Origin of the sequence: Mesorhizobium opportunistum WSM2075, assembly GCF_000176035.2 — a bacterium.
GTDB lineage: Bacteria > Pseudomonadota > Alphaproteobacteria > Rhizobiales > Rhizobiaceae > Mesorhizobium > Mesorhizobium opportunistum.
In genome coordinates this window covers 1-19952 of sequence record NC_015675.1, presented here as the reverse complement: position 1 = coordinate 19952, position 19952 = coordinate 1, and the positions used below count along the sequence as shown (strand labels likewise).

General features: G+C 62.9%; 19 protein-coding genes. 9 read left to right on the top strand and 10 right to left on the bottom strand.

Features of this window, described 5'->3' with window-relative positions; translation table 11 throughout:
• The first annotated feature begins 54 nt into the window (after positions 1 to 54).
• The 6 genes from rbfA (at position 55) to MESOP_RS00070 (ending at position 6630) form a co-directional block, all read left to right on the top strand.
• Entirely contained in the window at positions 55 to 525 is a 471-nt protein-coding gene (gene rbfA, locus MESOP_RS00095) for a 30S ribosome-binding factor RbfA (protein ID WP_013891266.1), read from the top strand.
• Positions 525 to 1532 (top strand): tRNA pseudouridine(55) synthase TruB, encoded by a 1008-nt coding sequence (gene truB, locus MESOP_RS00090; protein ID WP_013891265.1) that lies wholly within the window; start codon positions 525 to 527, stop codon positions 1530 to 1532. The genes rbfA and truB overlap by 1 nt, the downstream gene beginning before the upstream one ends.
• A 44-nt stretch (positions 1533 to 1576) precedes the next feature.
• Positions 1577 to 2671 carry a magnesium/cobalt transporter CorA gene (gene corA, locus MESOP_RS00085; RefSeq protein WP_013891264.1) on the top strand — a complete coding sequence of 365 codons (1095 nt, stop codon included), beginning with the start codon at positions 1577 to 1579 and terminating at the stop codon, positions 2669 to 2671.
• Between the two features lie 181 nt (positions 2672 to 2852).
• On the top strand, positions 2853 to 3122 hold the full coding sequence (gene rpsO, locus MESOP_RS00080; RefSeq protein WP_006202929.1) for a 30S ribosomal protein S15: 270 nt from the start codon (positions 2853 to 2855) through the stop codon (positions 3120 to 3122).
• 277 nt (positions 3123 to 3399) lie between these two features.
• Positions 3400 to 5547 carry a polyribonucleotide nucleotidyltransferase gene (pnp, locus tag MESOP_RS00075; RefSeq protein ID WP_013891263.1) on the top strand — a complete coding sequence of 716 codons (2148 nt, stop codon included), beginning with the start codon at positions 3400 to 3402 and terminating at the stop codon, positions 5545 to 5547.
• A 69-nt stretch (positions 5548 to 5616) separates the two neighbouring features.
• A complete protein-coding gene (locus MESOP_RS00070) occupies positions 5617 to 6630 on the top strand; it encodes a class I SAM-dependent methyltransferase (RefSeq protein ID WP_013891262.1) in 1014 nt (337 codons plus the stop codon).
• A gap of 10 nt (positions 6631 to 6640) precedes the next feature.
• On the opposite strand, the gene MESOP_RS00065 is transcribed toward MESOP_RS00070, so the two are convergent.
• The 4 genes from MESOP_RS00065 to fabA form a co-directional block, all read right to left on the bottom strand.
• Complete coding sequence (locus tag MESOP_RS00065) at positions 6641 to 8185, bottom strand: putative bifunctional diguanylate cyclase/phosphodiesterase (protein WP_013891261.1); 1545 nt, start codon at positions 8183 to 8185, stop codon at positions 6641 to 6643.
• A 136-nt stretch (positions 8186 to 8321) separates the two neighbouring features.
• Positions 8322 to 9134 (bottom strand): enoyl-ACP reductase FabI, encoded by an 813-nt coding sequence (fabI, locus tag MESOP_RS00060; protein WP_013891260.1) that lies wholly within the window; start codon positions 9132 to 9134, stop codon positions 8322 to 8324.
• Positions 9135 to 9185: 51 nt separating this feature from the next.
• Complete coding sequence (gene fabB, locus MESOP_RS00055; RefSeq protein WP_013891259.1) at positions 9186 to 10406, bottom strand: beta-ketoacyl-ACP synthase I; 1221 nt, start codon at positions 10404 to 10406, stop codon at positions 9186 to 9188.
• Positions 10407 to 10455: 49 nt separating this feature from the next.
• A complete protein-coding gene (gene fabA / locus MESOP_RS00050; RefSeq protein WP_013891258.1) occupies positions 10456 to 10971 on the bottom strand; it encodes a 3-hydroxyacyl-[acyl-carrier-protein] dehydratase FabA in 516 nt (171 codons plus the stop codon).
• Between the two features lie 241 nt (positions 10972 to 11212).
• Here fabA and irrA point away from each other — a divergent pair, with 241 nt between their 5' ends.
• Together irrA and MESOP_RS00040 are read left to right on the top strand one after the other, a co-directional pair.
• Positions 11213 to 11680 (top strand): iron response transcriptional regulator IrrA, encoded by a 468-nt coding sequence (gene irrA / locus MESOP_RS00045; RefSeq protein WP_013891257.1) that lies wholly within the window; start codon positions 11213 to 11215, stop codon positions 11678 to 11680.
• A 22-nt stretch (positions 11681 to 11702) separates the two neighbouring features.
• Positions 11703 to 12083: a DUF4260 domain-containing protein gene (locus tag MESOP_RS00040; protein WP_013891256.1), complete on the top strand. Its 381-nt coding sequence runs from the start codon at positions 11703 to 11705 to the stop codon at positions 12081 to 12083.
• Here MESOP_RS00040 and MESOP_RS00035 read toward each other — a convergent pair.
• Positions 12073 to 12633 carry an SH3 domain-containing protein gene (locus MESOP_RS00035; protein WP_013891255.1) on the bottom strand — a complete coding sequence of 187 codons (561 nt, stop codon included), beginning with the start codon at positions 12631 to 12633 and terminating at the stop codon, positions 12073 to 12075. The genes MESOP_RS00040 and MESOP_RS00035 overlap by 11 nt on opposite strands.
• A 148-nt stretch (positions 12634 to 12781) precedes the next feature.
• Between MESOP_RS00035 and MESOP_RS00030 the strand changes: the two genes are divergently transcribed.
• On the top strand, positions 12782 to 13783 hold the full coding sequence (locus MESOP_RS00030; RefSeq protein WP_013891254.1) for a 2-hydroxyacid dehydrogenase: 1002 nt from the start codon (positions 12782 to 12784) through the stop codon (positions 13781 to 13783).
• 20 nt (positions 13784 to 13803) lie between these two features.
• Here MESOP_RS00030 and MESOP_RS00025 read toward each other — a convergent pair whose 3' ends face one another.
• The 5 genes from MESOP_RS00025 to dnaA all read right to left on the bottom strand — a co-directional run bounded on the left by MESOP_RS00025 (position 13804) and on the right by dnaA (position 19278).
• The gene (locus MESOP_RS00025) at positions 13804 to 14292 is read right to left on the bottom strand and encodes a GNAT family N-acetyltransferase (protein ID WP_013891253.1); all 489 of its coding nucleotides are present in this window, start codon (positions 14290 to 14292) and stop codon (positions 13804 to 13806) included.
• 2 nt (positions 14293 to 14294) lie between these two features.
• The gene (locus tag MESOP_RS00020) at positions 14295 to 15047 is read right to left on the bottom strand and encodes a molybdopterin-synthase adenylyltransferase MoeB (RefSeq protein ID WP_041164449.1); all 753 of its coding nucleotides are present in this window, start codon (positions 15045 to 15047) and stop codon (positions 14295 to 14297) included.
• Positions 15048 to 15100: 53 nt separating this feature from the next.
• A complete protein-coding gene (gene recF, locus MESOP_RS00015; protein WP_013891251.1) occupies positions 15101 to 16234 on the bottom strand; it encodes a DNA replication/repair protein RecF in 1134 nt (377 codons plus the stop codon).
• Between the two features lie 75 nt (positions 16235 to 16309).
• Positions 16310 to 17428 (bottom strand): DNA polymerase III subunit beta, encoded by a 1119-nt coding sequence (dnaN, locus tag MESOP_RS00010; protein WP_010913340.1) that lies wholly within the window; start codon positions 17426 to 17428, stop codon positions 16310 to 16312.
• 305 nt (positions 17429 to 17733) lie between these two features.
• On the bottom strand, positions 17734 to 19278 hold the full coding sequence (gene dnaA, locus MESOP_RS00005; protein WP_013891250.1) for a chromosomal replication initiator protein DnaA: 1545 nt from the start codon (positions 19276 to 19278) through the stop codon (positions 17734 to 17736).
• Between the last annotated feature and the right edge of the window lie 674 nt (positions 19279 to 19952).

Below are 19952 nucleotides of genomic sequence, written 5' to 3'. Positions count from 1 at the left end.
TGAGACATGAGGCACGGTCCTATCCCGAGCCTCACGCTTTCAGGATTGAGAAAAATGCCCCGTTCCACCACATCCGGCCCATCCCAGCGCATGCTGCGCGTCGGCGAGCAGGTACGCCATGCGCTCTCCGAAACGTTGCAGCGCGGCGACATCATCGACCCGCTGATCGAGAATTCGGTCGTTTCGGTCTCCGAAGTGCGTATGTCGCCCGATCTCAAGATCGCCACTGCCTTTGTTTCTCCGCTCGGCGCCAAGGATGCCGAGGCCGTGATCGAGGCGCTCAACAAGCATGCGAAATTTGTCCGCGGCCGTGTCTCCGGCGCGCTTCGGCAAATGAAATACATGCCGGAGTTCCGCTTCAGGCTGGACACCTCCTTCGACAATTTCGCCAGGATCAACGACCTGCTGAAGTCGCCCGAAGTGGCGCGTGATCTCGACGCGGACGACGACAAGGCCCAAGAAGACAAGGCCCAAGAAGACAGGGCCAAAGACGACAAGGCCAAAGAAGGCAAGGACAGCGAATAATGGCGCGCCGCGGCAAGAAGAAGGGCCGGCCGGTCTCCGGCTGGGTGGTGCTGGACAAGCCCGTCGGCATGGGCTCGACCGAGGCCGTCTCCAAGATCAAATGGCTGTTCCAGGCCGAAAAGGCCGGCCATGCCGGCACGCTGGACCCGCTGGCGTCCGGCATGCTGCCGATCGCGCTCGGCGAAGCCACCAAGACCGTTCCCTACGTTCAGGACGGCGCCAAGGTCTATCGCTTCACCGTGGCCTGGGGGCAGGAGCGCTCGACCGACGACCTCGAAGGGCCGGTGACGAAAGAGGCTGACCAGCGACCGTCGGAAGCCGAGGTCAGGGCGCTGCTTCCCAAATACACCGGCGTCATCATGCAGACGCCGCCGCAATTCTCGGCCATCAAGATTGCGGGCGAACGCGCCTATGACCTTGCCCGCGAAGGCGAGACCGTCGACATTCCGGCCCGCGAAATCGAGATCGGCCGTCTCGACATCGTCGAGCACGGCACCGATCAGACCGTTTTCGAAGTCGAATGCGGCAAGGGCACCTATGTGCGCTCGCTGGCCCGCGACATGGGCCGCGATCTCGGCTGCTTCGGCCATATCAGCGAATTGCGCCGGGTCGAGGTCGAGCCGTTCACGCCGGAGGATTTCGTCACCGTCGCGGAACTCGAGGCGGCCCGTTTCGGCGCGCCGGGCGAAGACGTTGTGGGCGAAGACATTGAGGGCGAAGGCAAGTCGGAAGCGGCCGATGCCGTCGACGTTGTGGAAGCGCCGGTCGATTTCGGGGCGATCGATGCGCTTCTGGTCGATACGTCCGCCGCGCTCGACTGTCTGCCGCAGATCGCCATCAGCGACGACGCGGCGACCAAGATCCGCCTCGGCAATCCGGTCATCATCCGTGGCCGCGACGCGCCTGTCGAAGCCGAGGAAGCTTGCGCCACGGCACGCGGCAAGCTGGTCGCCATCGGCGCCATCGAGCAAGGCATGTTCAAGCCCAAGCGGGTCTTTGCCGGGTGACGGCTGTCGTCTAATCTCGGTTTCACTCTACGCTCGAGGGGCATATGGCAAAGGCCGAGGCGGTGAAAAAGCGGACGCCGGTGAAGACGCGGCGGCCACCGGTCGGGGCCTCGCCAGGCACGCTGATCGCCGATCCGGCGGCGCGCCGTTCGGAACTGCGGCTGACGATGATCTCGCCGCAGAAGTACAAGACCATCGAAAACGCCAGCATCGACGATGTCGAGGCCAATTGCCACAAATGGCCTGTCATCTGGCTCGACTGCACCGGTCTCGCCAACATCCAGCTGATCGAGGAGATCGGCCGCATCTTCAATCTGCATCCGCTGGCGCTGGAGGACGTCGTCAACACCGGCCAGCGGCCAAAGGTCGACTTCTTCGAGGACCATGCCTTCGTCGTCGTCCGCATGATCGACGATGTCACCTCGCACCGCTATGAACAGATTGGCCTCTTCGTCGGCGAGAACTTCGTCGTCACCTTCCAGGAGCGCGAGGGCGACCCGTTCGATCCCGTGCGCAAGCGCATCGAGAGTTCGGCGCCCAACCGGTTGCGGGCGCGCGGCGCCGATTATCTCGCCTATGCGCTGATCGACGCCATCGTCGACAGCTATTTCCCGCCGATCGAGGCGGCCGGCGATCTGGTCGACAGCATCGAGGATGAGATGCTGCACTCACCGCACAAGCATCAGATGCGGCAGCTGCACGAATTGCGGCGCGACGCCAATGTCCTCAAAGGCGTGCTGTGGCCGATGCGCGATGCGCTGGCGACGCTGATCCGCAACGACGTGCCCTATGTGAAGGCCGAAACCAAGGTTTTCCTCAACGACACGCTCGACCATTCGCTCAGGCTGATCGAGTTGGTCGAGACCCAGCGCGACATGCTGACCGGGCTGATCGAGATGCATCTGTCGCTGAGCCAGGCCCGCACCAACGACGTCATCAGCTATCTCACCATCGTCTCGGTCATCTTCATGCCGCTCACCTTCCTGGTCGGTGTCTGGGGCATGAACTTCGATCCTGAATCCTCGCCATGGAACATGCCGGAGCTGAAGTCCTACTACGGCTATCCCGTATCGCTGCTGTTCATGGCAGTTGTGGCGGTCGGGTTGATTGCCTTCTTCAAATGGAAGAAATGGCTTTAGCAGCGACAAACTTGGCATTTGGGCTGGAAAAGCCGGCTTGTGAATTGGGCTGGTGTTTTCCGGGGAATTGCACTATATGCGCCGCAGCACAGCGCCACGACGCTTTGCTTGCACCGGCCCCTGCTGGACGACATCCCGGCTGAGGGCGACCCGTTTCCTCGAACAGATAAGGAAAAGCACGATGTCGATTACTGCCGAGCGCAAACAGGAATTGATGGGTGAATTCGCAACCGCCAAGGGCGATACCGGTTCTCCGGAAGTCCAGGTGGCCATCCTTTCCGAGCGCATCAAGAACCTGACCGACCACTTCAAGGACCACAAGAAGGATAACCATTCCCGCCGTGGTCTGCTCGCTCTCGTCTCCCAGCGCCGCAGCCTGCTTGATTATCTCAAGCGCAAGGACGACGCGCGCTACCAGACGTTGATCGAGAAGCTCGGTCTGCGCCGTTGACGAATTGACTGGCGGGCTTTCCTCGGAAAGCCCGCCAGTCGCGCATTCTGCCAGTCTTATAGATTGGCCAGACCCGGTTTCGAGCGCGCAGAGGGCCACTCGAAACCGCCCATGGACGGTCATGGGGCAGGATTGCAGGACGCTCGCGCGCTCACCGCGCTGAAACCACCCGAGCTTCCCGTTGTCTTGCCCGTGGCTGCCCGAGAAAGGAAGCCAGGGAAAGGGCATCCGCGCACCGTGAAACGGCGCGGCCCTTTCCGCTTATTAAGGACAAGATATGTTCAACCACCACAAAGTGGAAATCGAATGGGGCGGCCGTCCGCTCATCCTCGAAACCGGCAAGATCGCGCGCCAGGCTGATGGCGCCGTGCTCGCCACCTACGGCGAGACCAAGGTGCTGGCCACCGTCGTTTCGATGAAGGAGCCGAAGCCCGGCCTCGACTTCTTCCCGCTGACCGTCAACTACCAGGAAAAGACCTATGCCGCCGGCAAGATTCCGGGCGGCTATTTCAAGCGTGAGGGCCGTCCGAGCGAGAAGGAAACGTTGGTTTCCCGCCTCATCGACCGCCCGATCCGCCCGCTCTTCGCCGACGGTTACAAGAACGACACGCAGATCGTCGTCACCGTGGTCCAGCATGACCTCGAGAACGATCCGGACATCCTGTCCATCGTCGCCACCTCGGCCGCGCTGACCCTGTCGGGCGTTCCCTTCATGGGACCGGTTGGCGGTGCCCGTGTTGGTTACATCAACGGCGAATACGTTCTCAACCCGCACATCGACGAGATGCAGGAATCCAAGCTCGACCTCGTCGTCGCCGGCACTGCCGACGCCGTGCTGATGGTTGAGTCCGAAGCCAAGGAACTTGGCGAAGAGCTGATGCTCGGCGCCGTCATGTTCGGTCACAGGGGCTTCCAGCCGGTCATCGACGCCATCATCAAGCTGGCCGAGGTCGCCGCCAAGGAGCCGCGCGATTTCACGGCGCCGGACTATTCCGTGCTCGAAGCCGAGATGCTGAAGATCGTCGGTGACGAGCTCAGCAACGCCTACAAGAACGTCGACAAGCAGAAGCGCTACGCCGCCGTCGACGCCGTCAAGGCAAAGGTCAAGGCAGCCTTCGCTCCGGCCGAAGGCGACGAGGCCAAGTACACGTCCGAGCAGATCGGTTCGGTGTTCAAGGAACTGCAGGCCAAGGTCGTGCGCTGGAACATCCTCGACACCGGCTCGCGCATCGATGGCCGTGATCTGAAGACGGTCCGCAAGATCGTTTCCGAAGTCGGCGTGCTGCCGCGCACCCACGGTTCGGCGCTGTTCACCCGCGGCGAGACCCAGGCGCTGGTCGTTGCCACGCTCGGCACCGGCGAAGACGAGCAGTATGTCGATTCGCTGACCGGCATGTACAAGGAGAAGTTCCTCCTTCACTACAACTTCCCTCCCTATTCCGTCGGTGAGACCGGCCGCATGGGTTCGCCGGGCCGCCGTGAAATCGGCCACGGCAAGCTCGCCTGGCGCGCCATCCGCCCGATGCTGCCGAGCGCCGACCAGTTCCCCTACACGCTGCGCGTCGTCTCCGAGATCACCGAGTCCAACGGCTCGTCCTCGATGGCCACCGTCTGCGGCACCTCGCTGGCGCTGATGGATGCCGGCGTTCCGCTGGCCAAGCCCGTCGCCGGCATCGCCATGGGCCTGATCAAGGAAGGCGAGCGCTTCGCCGTTCTGTCCGACATCCTGGGTGACGAAGATCATCTCGGCGACATGGATTTCAAGGTCGCCGGCACCACCAGCGGCATCACCTCGCTGCAGATGGATATCAAGATCGAAGGCATCACCGAGGAGATCATGAAGATCGCGCTGGACCAGGCCAAGGATGGCCGCCAGCACATTCTCGGCGAAATGGCTCATGCCCTGACCGGTGCCCGTCCCGAACTCGGTGAGTTCGCGCCGCGCATCGAGGTCATGCACATCCCGACCGACAAGATCCGCGACGTCATCGGCTCGGGCGGCAAGGTCATCCGCGAGATCGTCGAGAAGACCGGCGCCAAGATCAACATCGAGGACGACGGCACGGTCAAGATCGCTTCCTCGAACGCCAAGGAGATCGAGGCGGCGAAGAAGTGGATCCACACCATCGTCGCCGAGCCGGAAGTCGGCGAGATCTACGAAGGCACGGTCGTCAAGACCGCTGACTTCGGCGCCTTCGTCAACTTCTTCGGTCCCCGCGACGGCCTGGTCCACATCTCGCAGCTCGCCAACGAGCGCGTTGCCAAGACCTCCGACGTCGTCAAGGAAGGCGACAAGGTCTGGGTCAAGCTGATGGGCTTCGACGAGCGCGGCAAGGTCCGCCTGTCGATGAAGGTCGTCGACCAGGCCTCCGGCAAGGAAATTGTCCGCGACAAGAAGTCCGAAGGCGAAGAAGACGCCGCCTGAGCGGTCTGACAGGAAAATCGAAGCGGGCGCGGCTTATGTCGCGCCCGCTTTCGTTTATGGAGCAAAGGCATGTCCACTGAGGCGCTGAAGACGCTGTTCCATCCGTTCGAGGTCGAGGCTCTTCCCTTGCCGCGAAAGGATGAGCGCATGCTCTTCCTCGGCGCCGAGCCTGGCCTGCGGCTGCCGCAGGGTTTCGAGGCCGCGCTGCATGTCGTGCAGGGCTTCCGCCCGCATTTCCGCGCGTTGCAGGCGGCGAAATTCACGGTTACGCCGCAACCGGAGGGCGACGGTTTCGATGCCGCGCTGGTGCTCGCCGGCCGCCATCGCGGGCAGAACGAGTTGCGCATCGCGGAAGCGCTGGAGCGCGTGGTGCCGGGCGGATTGATCGTCGTTGCCGGCGGCAAGGATGACGGCATCGCCAGCCTGCGCAAGCGCATCGACGAGCTTGTGCCGCTCGACGGCCATATGCCGAAATATCACGGCGTTGCCTTCTGGCTGCGCCGTCCTGCCGATCCGGCGGCCGCACAAGAGTTGCGTGCCGCCAATCCCGTCTTGCTGGTCGAAGGCCGGTTCCACACCGCGCCCGGCATGTTCTCCTTTGATCGGATCGACGCCGGCTCGAAACTGTTGGTGGATAATTTGCCCGGCGATCTGCGTGGCAACATCGCCGATTTCTGTGCCGGCTGGGGTTATGTGGCGGCGGAAGTCGCCTCACGGTCCCCTGGCATAACGGCGCTTGACCTCTATGAAGCGGATTTCGCGGCGCTGGAGGCGGCCAAGCGCAATCTCGGCGCGGCGGCCCTGGTGCCGGGCTTCTTCTGGCTCGATCTGCTCGCCGAACCTGTCGAGCGCCGTTATGACGCCGTCGTCATGAACCCGCCATTCCATCGCGCCCGCGCGGCTGAGCCGGAAATCGGCGCCGGCATGATCCACGCGGCAGGCAAGGCGTTGAAGCCGGGCGGGCGGCTGTTCATGGTCGCCAACCGTCAGTTGCCCTACGAGCCGGTTCTCAAGGCCGCATTCTCAAGCCACGCGGAGCTTGCCCGCGATGGCATGTTCAAGGTGTTGTCCGCGCGTCGCTGAGGTGATGCGTTCAATGCAGATTGGCGACGCGCCGGACTTCATCGGTGGCGTGGGCGTCAGTCACGCTGAACTTGAGCGGAGCCGGCCGGCCGAACAGGTAACCCTGCACCACTTCGCAGCCAGCTGCCCGTAGCAATGTCGCCTGGCTCTCGGTCTCGACGCCTTCGGCGATGATGCTGACGCCGAGTGCACGCGAAAGTCCGACAATGGTCGAGACGACTGCGCCGGAGCTGGAATCGGTGTCGATGCGGCTGACGAAGGAACGGTCGATCTTCAGCTTGCCGAACGAGAAATCGATGAGATAGCTGAGGTTCGAATAGCCGGTGCCGAAATCATCGACGGCGACCGAGATGCCCATTTCGGCAAGCTCTTTCAGGATGGCGGCCGCACGGTCGCGATCCTGCATCATCGCTGTCTCGGTGACTTCCAGTTCCAGCCGTGACGGCTTGATGCCGGTGGCCCTCATCGCGTCGCGGACGATGCCGACGAAGTCCTTGGTCATGAACTGGACCGGCGAGATGTTGACGGCGACGAAGCAATCGTCCGGCAGATGGCGGGCGTCGCTGCAGGCTTTGCGCAGAACCCACTCGCCGATCGGATTGATCATCCCGGTTTCTTCGGCGATCTGGATGAACTCCATGGGCGGGATCATGCCGCGTTCGGGGTGGTTCCAGCGGATCAGGGCTTCATAGCCGACGATGCGGCCGGTCGGCAGGTCGAGCTGCGGCTGATAGTGAAGGTCGAAATCCCCGCGTTCGAAAGCAGTGTGCAATTCGGATTCGACCCATTGGCGATAATCGGCGACTCGCCCCATCTCGCTGTCGAAGACCGACCAGTTGCCGACGCCGCTGGCGCGCGCATTCTGCAGCGCCAGGTTGGAGCGGCGCAGGATAAGCACCGGATCGACGCCATCCTTGGGCATGGCCACGATACCCACCGACAGGCTCACCGATTGCTGATGGCTGCTGAGTTCATAGGGCTCCATCATCTCGTCGATGAGCCTCTCGACCATGCTTTCCATCGTTCCCGGGATCTGATGATCCGGCAGCAGCACCGCGAACTCGCCGGCGCCGATGCGCCCGATCAGCGCGCGTGCGGGCACACAGCTCTGCAGCCGCTTGGTGAAGGCGCGGATCAGTTCGTCGCCCTGGGTATAGCCGATCGCGTCGTTGATCTGCTTGAAGCGGTCGATGTCGATGTCGATCAGGAACACCGGTTCGCCGGTCCGGCTTGTCGTGCATGCCGCCTCGGCGATCTTGCCGACCATCGCCGGGCGCCCCAGCAGTCCTGTCAGCTTGTCGAAATGGGTCTCGTTGAAGACGAAATCCGCCGATTCATCGACGCCGGCGAAGAAGGACATTGCCGCCACCGACGCCGCCAGCGCGCAAAGCGCAGCCATGATCGCGACCATCATGTCCGCCGATATGCCGGCAAACCCACCGCCGAGGCCGTACTTGAGACCCCAGATGCCAAGGACGAAACTGCCAATACCCGAACTTGCTATCGTGAGCAGTCGGAACACTGGTGTTCGCTTCGGATTGCTGACGGCAGGCATTAAAAATCCCCAGACTGCGGGGACTCTATAGCGGAAATCTTCTTAAAATGAGTTGCCGCGAATGCGTCCAATTTTACTGGAGAGCATCTTTTTTACTGAAAGGCACTTCGGACGCGGCTCAAGGCAAGGCGACGCTTCAGTCGCGCGTACTATCCGTCTGCTTCAACTCGTCGAGCGTCGGCATCGAGACGATGTGGTAGCCGGAATCGACATAGTGGATTTCGCCGGTGACGCCCGAGGAGAGGTCCGACAACAGATAAAGCGCCGAGCCGCCGACCTCGTCGATGGTCACCGTGCGGCGCAGCGGCGAGTTGCGCTGCTGGTAGGAGAACATGTGGCGGGCGTCCGAAATGCCGGCGCCGGCGAGCGTGCGCACCGGTCCCGCCGAGATGCCGTTCACCCGGATGCCGCGCGGGCCGTAATCATTGGCGAGGTAGCGCACGCTGGCCTCGAGTCCTGCCTTGGCGACACCCATGACATTGTAGTTCGGCATGACGCGGACCGAGCCGGCATAGGTCAGCGTGATCATCGACCCGCCATCGTTCATCAACGCGGCTGCATGGCGGGCGATCTCGGTAAAGGAATAGCAGGAGATCACCATGGTGCGGACGAAGTTGTCGCGGCTGGTGTCCGCATAGAGACCCTTAAGCTCATTCTTGTCGGAAAAGCCGATGGCATGGACGACGAAGTCGAGCCCGCCCCATTCCTTGTTCAGCGTCTCGAACGTGGCGGCGACCGAAGCGCTGTCCTCGACATCGCAGGGGACGACAAGTGCGGCGCCGAGCTTGTCGGCAAGCGGCTTGACCCGGCGGCCGAAGGCCTCGCCCTGGTAGGTGAAGGCGAGTTCCGCACCATGCTCGGACAGCTTCTTGGCAATGCCCCAGGCGATCGAATGATCGTTGGCGACGCCCATGACAAGCCCGCGCTTGCCCTTCATCAGTCCGTTCATGGCCGCCAAATCCTTATTTAAAAATGCTGGCCTTGTACAAAAACAATGGCCCTATGCGGAATAGCGCTGGAAAACGAGTGTCGCGTTGGTGCCACCGAAACCGAAGGAATTCGACAGAACGGTGTCGATCTTGGCGTTGTCGATGCGCTTTCGCACGATCGGCATACCCTCGAATTCAGGATCGAGCGTCTCGATATGGGCGCTCTCGCCGATGAAGCCGCCTTGCATCATAAGGATCGAATAGATGGATTCCTGCACACCGGCTGCGCCCAGCGAATGGCCGGTCAGCGATTTCGTCGAGGTGATGAACGGCATCTTCTCGCCGAACACTTCGCGGATCGCGCCCATTTCCTTGGAATCGCCCACCGGCGTCGAGGTGCCGTGGGTGTTGATGTAGTCGACCGGCGTGGAAATCGTCGACATCGCCTGGCGCATGCAGCGAATCGCGCCTTCGCCTGACGGCGCGACCATGTCGTAACCGTCAGAGGTCGCGCCGTAGCCGACGATCTCGGCGTAGATCTTGGCGCCGCGCGCCTTGGCGTGCTCCAGCTCTTCCAGCACCAGCACGCCGGCGCCGCCGGCAATGACGAAGCCATCGCGATTGACGTCATAAGCGCGCGAGGCGGTCGATGCCTTGTCGTTGAACTTGGACGACATGGCGCCCATGGCGTCGAACAGGTCCGACATCGTCCAGTCGAGATCCTCATGGCCGCCGGCAAAGACCATGTCCTGCTTGCCCCACTGGATCAGTTCGTAGCCATTGCCGATGCAATGCGCCGAGGTCGAGCAGGCCGACGAGATCGAATAGTTGACGCCGTGGATCTTGAACCAGGTGGCCAGGGTGGCCGACGCGGTCGACGACATCGCTTTCGGCACCGCGAACGGGCCGATGCGCTTGGGACTGCCGTTCTTGAGCGTTGTTTCGGCCGCCTCGACGATGGTGCGGGTGGAAGGCCCGCCCGAGCCCATGACAATGCCGGTGCGTTCATTGGTGACGTCGTCCTCGCCGAGGCCCGCATCCGCGATCGCCTGGTCCATGGCGACGTGGTTCCAGGCCGCGCCCTGCGACAGGAAGCGCATCGCGCGGCGGTCGATCATGGCGGACGGGTCGAGCGTCGGCGCTCCCCAGACCTGGCAGCGGAAGCCGTGCTCGGCGAAGGAATCGGAGAAGCTGATGCCGGATCTGGCGTCATGCAGCGAGGTCTGCACCTCGTTGGCATTGTTTCCGATCGACGACACGATGCCGATGCCTGTGACTACGACACGTCTCATTCGCAACTCCTTCCAGGGATGCTGGCCAGTGGATCGGCCAGGGCTGCGGTCAAGCGACCGCCGACTGCTTCGACAGACCGACTTTCAGGTCCGTCGCCGCATATATGGGCTCGCCATCCGCCTTCATCCAGCCATCGGCGATGCCCAGGACCAGCCTGCCGCGCATCACGCGCTTGAAATCGACGCCATATTCGACCTTCTTCACCGATGGGGTGACCATGCCCTTGAACTTGACCTCACCGGTCGACAGCGCCATTCCCTTGCCGGGTTCGCCGAGCCAGCCGAGGTAGAAGCCGGTCAACTGCCACAGGGCGTCGAGGCCGAGGCATCCAGGCATGATCGGATTGCCGATGAAGTGGCAGGCGAAGAACCAAAGATCCGGCTTGATGTCGAATTCCGCGCGGATGAAACCCTTGTCGAAGGCACCGCCCGTTTCACTGATCTCGGTGATGCGGTCGAACATCAGCATGGGCGGGTAGGGCAGCTGGGCATTGCCCTCTCCGAACAGCTCGCCGCGGGCGCAGGCCAGCAATTCGTCGTAGTCGTAGCTGGGTTTACCCGCCATCAATCTCATCCCCATTCGTCCGGGCGGTAACGCGCCCTTGTCGTCGGTGTCCTAACACAATCTGTTTCAGGCCGGAAACCGGCGTTTGCGCTTAACCCGCCAGTCTGCCCGGGTCAATGCGCGCTATTGATCGCATTCCGGCGACAGAATATATGTCAACAGGGGTCCGGTTTCGGCAGACATTCATTTTTTTGCCATTCTGGGCGTGTCTTGAAGCGGGACTGTGAGCTTGGAAGACCAGATGGACCGGGGCTGCCGGAAGGAAAATGTCGCTGTGGACAAGCGGGTACGTGAAGCCGGCCTGAGGCCGACGCGTCAGCGCATCGCGCTGGCCGACCTGCTCTTCGCCAAGGGCGACCGCCATTTGTCGGCCGAGGAACTGCATGAGGAGGCGCTGGCCGCCGGCGTGCCGGTGTCGCTGGCCACCGTCTACAACGCGCTTCACCAGTTTACCCAGGCGGGGCTGCTGCGCATCCTCGCCGTCGAGGGCGCGAAAACCTATTTCGACACCAACACTTCCGACCACCACCATTTCTACATCGAGGGCGAAAACCGGATTTTCGACATCGCCAACGGCCCGGTGACGGTCACCAACCTGCCTGACCCGCCCGAGGGCATGGAAATCGCCAATGTCGATATCGTGGTGAGGCTGCGTCCCAAGCGCCAGGAATCACCGGCAGGGCCAGAACAGTCGGCGAAGCCAGAATAATCCGCTTGGCCGGACAATCGGAATGAAACCCCTCGACCTGATAATCCGGCTCGAATGGGTCGTCGTGGCGGTGGCCGCTATTGTCTTCTACGCTTCGTCGGGCATTTCCTGGTGGCTCTTTGCCGTGCTTATCCTGGCGCCGGATCTGTCGATGCTCGGCTACCTCGGTGGGCCGCGCCTTGGCGCGATAGCTTACAACGCCTTGCATATGCTGATCGCACCGGTGCTTCTGCTGCTCGCCGGCCACCTGCTAGGCAATGCGGCCGCTATCACGGTCGCGCTGATCTGGATCGCCCACATCGCCATCGACCGTTCCTTGGGCTACGGCCTCAAGCTGTCGACCGGCTTTCAGGATACTCATCTGGGCCGCATCGGGCGCAAACCGGGGGCGTTCAGTCCTTGACCCGCTCGCCGGGATAGGCGCCCCACACCGTCGACTGGGCGAGCCAGCCGGTGTGGCCGCCGAGCGTCATTTCGCACCACTGGCCGTCGCAGGACTTGATCATGCCCATGACGCCCGGCTCGACGATCGCTATCACCCTGGCGTCCTTGTCCGGGCTGTTCAGAAGGTTGATCTGGGCACCCTTGCCGCGCTGCCAGGGCGCAATGATCGCGGTACGCCGGCCTGAAAGCAGCGACTGGTTGATCCAACCTTCCGAACCGTCGGCATCACGCACGCGGCGCCACGTATCGAATTCCTGGATGATCTCCATCGGCAGGCCGGCCTTCATATACATCCAGTCGACCGAGTAATTGGCCCCCGGGCCGACGCGCGAGTTGACGCGTCCGGATTTCAGGCTGACGAATCGCGGCAGCGGCAGGCCGCTCGGCCCCAGCGTGACGGCGCCCTGGGCAGGTGCGGCCGCGCCCTGCGCCGCCGCGAGCGGAGAATAGAGGAGAGTGCCGAGAAATGCTGCGCTGAGGACCAGGCGAAGCGACGCGAAACCAGACACTTTCGTTCCTTTCGGCGCCGGCCTGATGGCTGCTGCGCCCCTTTTTCTTTGTCTTCGGCGGCACCGCTTGTTACATGGGTAAATCGGCTACCGCGACCGGCTTTCAGTTTCGCCGGTCTTGGTTAAAGAGGTCTCAACGAGGGAAACAATGGCAGGCAAAAAGAAGCCTCTCGTGGTCATCACGCGAAAGCTGCCCGACCCGGTCGAGACCCGCATGCGCGAACTGTTCGACGCGAGGCTGAATGTCGAGGACCGGCCGATGACGCAGCCGGAGCTGGTTGCCGCGGTCAAGGAAGCCGACGTTCTGGTGCCGACCGTGACCGACCAGATCGACGCCGCACTGATCGCCCAGGCCGGCGACAACCTCAAACTGATCGCCAATTTCGGCAATGGCGTCGACAAGATCGACGTGGCGGCGGCTGCCAAGAAGGGGATCACCGTCACCAACACGCCCAACGTGCTCACCGAAGATACCGCCGACATGACCATGGCGCTGATGCTGGCGGTGCCGCGCCGGCTGGCGGAAGGCGCCAACGTGCTCACCGGCGACAAGAAATGGGTCGGCTGGTCGCCGACCTGGATGCTTGGCCGGCGCATCTGGGGCAAGCGGCTGGGCATTGTCGGCATGGGCCGCATCGGCACGGCTGTGGCGAGGCGGGCCAAGGCTTTCGGCCTTTCCATCCACTATCACAATCGCCATCGCGTGCTGCCGGCCGTCGAGGACGGGCTGGAGGCGACCTACTGGGAGAGCCTCGACCAGATGTTGGCCCGCATGGACATCATCTCGGTCAATTGTCCGTCGACGCCAGCCACCTTCCATCTCCTGTCGGCGCGGCGGCTGGCCTTGCTGCAGCCGACGGCCTACATCGTCAACACCGCGCGCGGCGACATCATCGATGAGGAAGCGCTGGTCAAGCTGATCCAGGACGGCAAGATCGCCGGCGCCGGCCTCGACGTCTACGAGCACGAGCCGGCGCTCAACGGCAAGCTGCTCAAGCTTGCCGCAAGGAACAAGGTCGTGCTGTTGCCGCATATGGGCTCGGCGACGCTGGAGGGCCGTATCGACATGGGCGAGAAGGTCATCATCAACATCCGGGCTTTCGTCGATGGCCATCGGCCGCCGGATCGCGTGCTGCCGCTCCGAACCTGACGGCAAATGAAGCCAGGGTCTTACGAAAGGGCCTTGCGCATGGTGATCGAGGTCGGCCTGCTGTAGCCCTCATGCGCCGTCCGTTCGGTCTCGTGAAAGCCGAGGCGGGCAAAGGCGGCGTGATTGGCGGTGAGCTCGATCCGCGTCTGGAGCTCCAATGCTGCCTTGCCGCGGTCGAGCGCAAGAATTTCGACCGCCCGCATCAGCCGCCGGCCGATGCCTTGTCCTTGGCAGTCCGGCTCGACGGCGAGCTTGCCGACATAGAAGTCGTCAGCCCTTTCGATGGCAAAGACGCAGCCGACGATCCTGTCGCTGTCGAGAGCCACGAAGCCGCTCTCCAGGCGGGCCTTGTCGCGCAGGGAATCGACGGTGAGCCGGTGAGCCGATGACGGCGGATCGATGACGCCGTCCATGAAGGCGAAGGCGCGCATGATGAGTGCGAGCACGTCATCCCAGCGGTCGAAGTCGGCCGGGATTCGGGTAATCGAGGGCGCCGAGGTCCGCGCCAAGGTCAGCCTCTCTTGTAGCGGATCGTTTCGAAGCGCGCGGCGAGCGCATCGTAGAGCAGCAGCCGGCCGACCAGCGGCTCGCCGATGCCGGTGATCAGCTTGATCGCCTCCATTGCCTGCAGCGTGCCGACAACGCCGGTCAACGCGCCAAGCACCCCGGCCTCGGCGCAGGACGGCACCAGGCCCGGCGGCGGGGCTTCCGGGAACAGGTCGCGATAGCCGGGGTTCGGCTTGCCATCCTTGCCGTCCTCGAAAGGCTTCAGCACGGTCACCGAGCCGTCGAAACGACCGACGGCGGCATGCACCAAGGGCTTGTGCTCGCTCGCGCAGGCATCGGCCACCACGTAGCGGGTCTCGAAATTGTCGGAACCGTCGACGACCATGTCATAGCGAGCGACCAGCGCAGGGGCGTTGTCCGCGGTCAGCCGGAATGTGTGCGTCTCGACGTTGGTGTTGGGATTGATGCGGGCGATTGCGGCCTCGGCGCTATGGGTTTTCAGCAGGCCGACAGTATCGGTGCCGTGAATGACCTGACGCTGCAGGTTGGAGAGCGACACGGTGTCGTCGTCGACGATGCCGAGCGTACCGACGCCGGCTGCCGCAAGATATTCGAGCACCGGCGCACCCAAGCCACCGGCGCCGATCACCAGCACGCGTGCTTGCTTGAGCTTCTGCTGGCCGGAGCCGCCGACCTCCGGCAGCACGATGTGGCGGGCATAGCGTTCGATCTCGTCGGCGGTGAGCGCATTGGTCATATCAGGACCATATAGCGGGTCAAAAACCTTGACGACATCCATGCAACAAAAATCTAGACGGTTGGCCCAACGATGCCGTGGTCGACCGTCAGGAACTGCGCGCGGCCCTGCAGGCTGGAAAACAGCGCCGCATCGGTTCCCGTCATGAAAGCCTGGCAGTTCAACTCCTCGAGGATCGAAAACAGTGCCGCCCGCCGTCCTCCGTCGAGATGTGCTGCGATCTCGTCGAGCAGCAGGATCGGTGTCATCCCGGACACCTCGCCGGTCAGCCGGGCATGCGACAGAACGATACCGACCAGCAATGCCTTCTGCTCGCCGGTCGAGCAGAGCTCGGCCGGCATCGCCTTGGGGCGATGCCGGACCAAGAGATCCGACCGGTGCGGGCCCTCGAGCGTGCGCCCGGCGGCGCGGTCGCGGTCACGGCCATCGGCAAGCGCCCGCCGGAACCGCTCCTCGACATCGACCGCCGGCGTGCCGGCGATCTCGGCTTCCAGATCGCCTGCAAGGCCGATATCGGCCTGCGGGAATGGCCCGCTGTCGGGCAGCCTGTCGATCATGGCGGCCAGCAGGCGCACCATCTCGGCGCGTGCCGCGGCGATGGCGACCCCGGTCTCGGCCATCTGTATCTCGATCGCCTCGAACCAGCGGTCGTCCCGCGAATTTTCGGTAAGCAGGCGGTTACGGCCCCGCATCGCCTTCTCGTAATCCAGGGCGCGCTGGCCGTGACCGGGATCGATCGCCAGCACCAATCGGTCGAGAAACCGCCGGCGATCCGCGGCCGGCCCGGTGAACAACGTATCCATGGCCGGTGTCAGCCACACGACGCGCAGCCATTCCAGCATGTCCTCGGCCGACCGTGCGGTGGCGCCGTTGATACGCACCCGCCTGCCGCCCTCGCTGTCACCGCCGGAAATGCCGGTGCCGATCTCGACCTGGCCGTCGGGCCCGTCGAGCCTTGCGTGCAGTGCAAAGCCGCCGTCGCCGCCCGCGCGCGCGACATCGGCGTAGGGAGCGCGGCGCAGGCCACGCCCGGGCGTCAGAAAGGAAATTGCTTCGAGGAGATTGGTCTTGCCGGCACCGTTGTCGCCGGAAAAGACCACCGCGCCTGGCGCGAGGTCGATCGCCAGCGCCGCATAATTGCGGAAATTAGTAAGTGTTAGCTTACTTATATGGGTTTGTCCTGGCAACCGCTATCCGCCTACAGAAGTCGCCGCAACATAGCTTTCGCTGCCGGCCGTGCCGCGAGGCAACCGCCGCGCGGGCTATACCCGCATCGGCATCAGCACGTAAAGCGCGGTCTCGTCGGCCATGTCGTGGATCAGCGTCGGCGAACCGGCATCGGCCAGCATGAATTTCGCTTCCGTGCCGGTCAGCTGCGCGGCGACATCGAGCAGATACTTGGCATTGAAGCCGATCTCGATCGGGTCCGACGAATAGTCCGCCGCCAGTTCTTCCGTGGCGCTGCCTGAATCCGGGTTGTTGACCGCGAGCGTCACCTGGCCTTCGCTGATCGAAAGCTTCACCGCACGGCCGCGTTCGGAGGAAATGGTCGAGACCCGGTCGACCGCGGCGGCAAAGCTCTGGCGGTCGAGGATCAGCTTCTTGTCGTTGCCGGTCGGAATGACCCGCTGATAATCCGGGAAGGTGCCGTCGATCAGCTTCGAGGTCAGGACGACGCTGCCGATGGTGAAGCGGATCTTGGTGTCCGACAGTTCGGTGGTCACGGCGACATCCGGATCGTCGACCAGCTTCTGCAGCTCGCTCACCGTCTTGCGCGGAATGATGATGCCCGGCATGCCCTCGGAGCCAGCCGGCGCATCGATCTCGGCGCGTGCCAGGCGGTGGCCGTCGGTCGCCACCGAGCGCAGCTTCAGCTTGCCGCCGACCTCGTGCGTGTGCAGGTAGATGCCGTTGAGATAGTAGCGCGTCTCTTCGGTGGAAATGGCGAACTGCGTCTTCTCGATCAGTCCCTTCAGGGCAACCGAATCGAGGCGGAAGATATGCGAGAAGGATCCGGCCGATAGCTCGGGAAAATCGGATTGCGGCAGGCACTGCAGGCGGAAGCTTGAGCGTCCGGACGTCACCGTCATTGCGTTGCCGTCTTCATCCGTCTTCAACATCACCTCGGCGCCGTCGGAGAGCTTGCGCACGATATCGTAGAGCAGGTGCGCCGGAACCGTCGTCGCCCCGCCGCGCTCGACCTTGGCCGGCGTCGCTTCCGTCACCTCCAGGTCAAGGTCGGTGGCCTTCATTTCGAGGCTTGCGCCTTCGGCGCTGAGCAGCACGTTGGACAGGATCGGTATGGTGTTGCGCCGTTCGACCACACGGTGGACGTGGTTGAGCGACTTCAGGAGATTGGACCGTTCCAGGATAACACGCATGACGAAACAGGCTCGCTTGAAAGGATGAGCGGGTCTCCGGCTGGCGGCGCCCCGCGAAAGGTCTGAACAGGCTCAGAATCTGCGTAAACTGACAGGAAAAAGCCTGCAAACGCAAGCCCGCGCGACCGGTTCGGGCCGGCTGCACGGCCTTTCTGGGGATAAAGGGTACGAAGACCGCCAGCCGCTGGGCAGAATCGGGAATCCGGATCGTCTCCAGGCAATGCCGTGCGCCCGTTCCTGGCCCATGGCATTGCAAGCAAGTCATTGAATTCCAGCGCGGTTCTGGCTTGCCTGTCCCGGATCGGTCAGGCCTGGTCGTTGATCAGGCGCCGCAGCAGCTCGAGTTCCTGCGCCAGCGTGTTGTCGTTGCCGGACAAATCCTCGATCTTGCGCACGGCGTGCAGCACCGTGGTGTGGTCGCGGCCGCCGAAACGCCGTCCGATTTCGGGCAGCGAACGCGGCGTCATCACCTTTGACAGGTACATGGCGACCTGCCGCGGCTTGACGATGGTGCGCGTGCGCCGGTTGGACAGCAATTCGGTCTTCGACACGTTGTAGTGGCGCGCCACGATGCGCTGGATATCCTCGATCCGGACCCGCTTCGGTTCGCCGGTGCGATAGATGTGGCCGAGGATCTCGTCGATGCGGTCGATGGTGATCTGCGGCTCGAACGACTGACGGAACAGCAGCTGATTGAAGGCGCCTTCCAGTTCGCGGCCGCTGCCGGTCACGGTGCGGGCGACGTGGTTGAGGATTTCCTCCGAGATGTCGAGCGATGCGTCGTCGACCCTGGCGGTGGCCAGGCGCAGTTTGAGCATGCCGAGGCGCATGGCGAAATCGGGCGCCGACATTTCGAGCGCGACGCCGCCGTTGAGACGCGAGCGTACCCGCGGTTCGAGCGATTCCAGTTCCGACGGCGGCCGGTCTGCGGCAACGACCACTTGCTTGGCGCTGTCGAGCAGCATGTTGATCAGATGGCAGAATTCGTGCTGGATCGACTTGCCCTGCAGGAACTGCATGTCGTCGATGATCAAGAGATCGATGTCGCGCAACTGTTCCTTGAGCGTCAGTGCATTGTTGTCACGGATTGCGGTGGCAAAGCGCCACATGAAATACTCGGCCGTCAAATAGACGACGCGTGATTTGGGGTTCTGTTTCAGGGATTCCGCGGCGATTGCTTGCAGCAGATGGGTTTTGCCGAGCCCTACGGTCGCGTGCAGGAAAAGCGGATTGAAGCGCACCGCGCTCGACTGCGATTCCGCCACGGCCTTGGCGGCGGCGAAGGCCACCCGGTTCGACGGCCCCTCGATGAACGAGCCGAACGTGTAGCGCGGGTCAAGCGGCGATCCCAGCACATTGTGGCGGAATTCGCTCTCGATCGCGGCGCCGGGGCGCGGCACCGGGGATCGCTCGATCCTGCCAGGGCTCACGGTGCCGGCGGCCAGCGCCGTCTGCGTCTGCCGCGTCATCTTGCGCACTGGCGCCAGTTCCGGCTCGGCATGGCTGCGCCCCTGGCGGGTGGCCGTGCGCACGATGATTTCGATCTTGAGGAGATCGGCATCTTCCTGCTTCCACAGTTCGGAGATCAGGTCGAGATAATGGCCGTTGATCCAGGAGCGCAGGAACGCGGTGGGCACCGAGATGCGGACAATGCCCTTGGAGGCCTCCGCGACCTTCATGCGGCCGAACCAGCTCGAATAGACCTCGGCTCCCAGACGCGCCTTCAACTGGGCCTTGACCCGGTCGAACTTCTGTTCCGCGTCGCTGGAGACCGCCATGCCGTTTGCTCCAATCAAAGTTCCTGGAAATGGAAGGTCGCCCGTAAGCTCCCTTTCGACGCCGCTCTGCATGATCGAGTTCCTTGTCTTTTTGTACCTGTTTTCCGCCGGGAATGCGCCTCCTGCATCCGTGATCCGGCGACCTAAGTCTTTGCTACGATGCCCGCTGCCGCCGCCGGCAGATGAACGTCGCCCATTACCGGGGGGACCGGTGCCGGCCTTGAAAGCCAGTCCGCGTTGGGTATGTCAGGGCAATACAACACCGCCCGGCGAAAAGAGCGCCGGCGCGCCGTCTACCTGCCATGTCTTGTTACGCCAGTCCCCTACCGTATCAAAAAAAGACAAACCAAACCCGTTCGCGGACTTGATCCGCGTTGCAAATCCCGCCAAATTGCGCTGGCCGATTCGGGCTGGGTTAAGGGCCAATGGCCCGTCCCTTTTTGATGAACCGACATTACCGAAATCGCTGTGGATAGGGCAAGGCCACCTCTAACGGATTTTTAAGGAATCTGGTTAGCGCCGGTAGGTTGGTGCTCTATGGCGTAGTGGTATATTTTGACAAAGCCATTGTGATTCAAACCCTTTTCCGGCGAATATGAAAAAGCCGGGCCGGCGCGAAATTTTCTGAAATAATTCTCTTGACAGCCAGTTGTCCTCCCGTCGCTCCGACGCGCTGTGGACAAGTTGTGGATGACCATCAATAACTGGTTGAAAAATAAGGGCTATTTCTGAGGGGTGAGAATTTT

Bases quoted from the DNA above. Each gene is read 5' to 3' on its own strand.
- rbfA (WP_013891266.1), top strand. From the start codon at position 55: ATGCCCCGTTCCACCACATCCGGCCCATCCCAGCGCATGCTGCGCGTC.
- truB (WP_013891265.1), top strand. From the start codon at position 525: ATGGCGCGCCGCGGCAAGAAGAAGGGCCGGCCGGTCTCCGGCTGGGTG.
- corA (WP_013891264.1), top strand. From the start codon at position 1,577: ATGGCAAAGGCCGAGGCGGTGAAAAAGCGGACGCCGGTGAAGACGCGG.
- rpsO (WP_006202929.1), top strand. From the start codon at position 2,853: ATGTCGATTACTGCCGAGCGCAAACAGGAATTGATGGGTGAATTCGCA.
- pnp (WP_013891263.1), top strand. From the start codon at position 3,400: ATGTTCAACCACCACAAAGTGGAAATCGAATGGGGCGGCCGTCCGCTC.
- MESOP_RS00070 (WP_013891262.1), top strand. From the start codon at position 5,617: ATGTCCACTGAGGCGCTGAAGACGCTGTTCCATCCGTTCGAGGTCGAG.
- MESOP_RS00065 (WP_013891261.1), bottom strand. From the start codon at position 8,185: ATGCCTGCCGTCAGCAATCCGAAGCGAACACCAGTGTTCCGACTGCTC.
- fabI (WP_013891260.1), bottom strand. From the start codon at position 9,134: ATGAACGGACTGATGAAGGGCAAGCGCGGGCTTGTCATGGGCGTCGCC.
- fabB (WP_013891259.1), bottom strand. From the start codon at position 10,406: ATGAGACGTGTCGTAGTCACAGGCATCGGCATCGTGTCGTCGATCGGA.
- fabA (WP_013891258.1), bottom strand. From the start codon at position 10,971: ATGGCGGGTAAACCCAGCTACGACTACGACGAATTGCTGGCCTGCGCC.
- irrA (WP_013891257.1), top strand. From the start codon at position 11,213: ATGGACCGGGGCTGCCGGAAGGAAAATGTCGCTGTGGACAAGCGGGTA.
- MESOP_RS00040 (WP_013891256.1), top strand. From the start codon at position 11,703: ATGAAACCCCTCGACCTGATAATCCGGCTCGAATGGGTCGTCGTGGCG.
- MESOP_RS00030 (WP_013891254.1), top strand. From the start codon at position 12,782: ATGGCAGGCAAAAAGAAGCCTCTCGTGGTCATCACGCGAAAGCTGCCC.
- MESOP_RS00020 (WP_041164449.1), bottom strand. From the start codon at position 15,047: ATGACCAATGCGCTCACCGCCGACGAGATCGAACGCTATGCCCGCCAC.
- dnaN (WP_010913340.1), bottom strand. From the start codon at position 17,428: ATGCGTGTTATCCTGGAACGGTCCAATCTCCTGAAGTCGCTCAACCAC.
- dnaA (WP_013891250.1), bottom strand. From the start codon at position 19,278: ATGCAGAGCGGCGTCGAAAGGGAGCTTACGGGCGACCTTCCATTTCCA.